The sequence below is a fragment of the Dietzia sp. DQ11-44 genome, from assembly GCF_014145205.1.
Classification (GTDB): Bacteria; Actinomycetota; Actinomycetes; order Mycobacteriales; family Mycobacteriaceae; genus Dietzia; species Dietzia natronolimnaea.
This window is the reverse complement of sequence record NZ_JAALEC010000227.1, coordinates 1-768: the sequence shown is the minus strand read 5'-3', so window position 1 is coordinate 768 and position 768 is coordinate 1. Positions and strand designations below refer to the sequence as shown.

At 72.8% G+C, this 768-nt stretch carries 1 protein-coding gene; it reads right to left on the bottom strand.

Features of this window, described 5'->3' with window-relative positions:
* The coding region (locus G6018_RS06600) for an oxygenase MpaB family protein (protein ID WP_182639210.1) at nt 1-768 on the bottom strand (768 nt) is incomplete at both ends.

Here is a 768-nt window from a genome sequence, read left to right as displayed (position 1 = left end):
GGCCGAGGGTCCTGCGGGCCCAGGGCGGCAGCGCCGCGACCGCGCCCTCGCGGAGCATCGCGTAGGCGGGCTTGTCGGTCCACCCCACGGGCGGCTCGTTCAGCAGGAAGTGCCGGGCGTCGAGCGCGGCCGGGGAGGCCTCGAGCTCGGGCCGGTACTCCTCGAGGGCCGCGTCGAGCTCGGCGACGGTCATCGGGACGCACTTGGCTCCCAGCATGATCCCGGTGCGCGACGCCTGTCGCACGTACTCGTCCCGTCGCTCCGCCGACATCGCGGTGCGCCCGTACAGGCGGTGGCACTCGAGGAAGCTCCAGATCTCGGCGACGTGGACCCACCGCAACAGGTGCGGGTCGCGGGCGTCGTAGGGTCGGCCGCGATAGTCGGTCCCCACCACCGCCCGGTGCACCCCGTTGATAGTCCGGATGAGCTGCGTGGCGTCCGGGACCGTCCCGAAGGTGGTCGTGGCGATGAACTGCGAGGTGCGTTGGAGTCTGCCCCAGGGGTCGCCGCGGTAGTCGCTGTGGTCGGCCACCCCGGCCATGGCCAGCGGGTGCAGCGACTGGAGTAACAGAGCGGTCAGCCCGGCGGCGAACATCGAGGCGTCGCCGTGCACCGAGTAGATCGCGTCCCCGGGTGAGTTCCACCGTTCGCCCTCGGAGTGCCAGATCCGTTGCCGCCGTTCGGCGGCGTCGTCACCGGCGATCCGCGAGCGCACCATGAGGCCGGCGCGGCGACGGGCACCGGTCAGGGCTCGGGACGCGGTCGTCG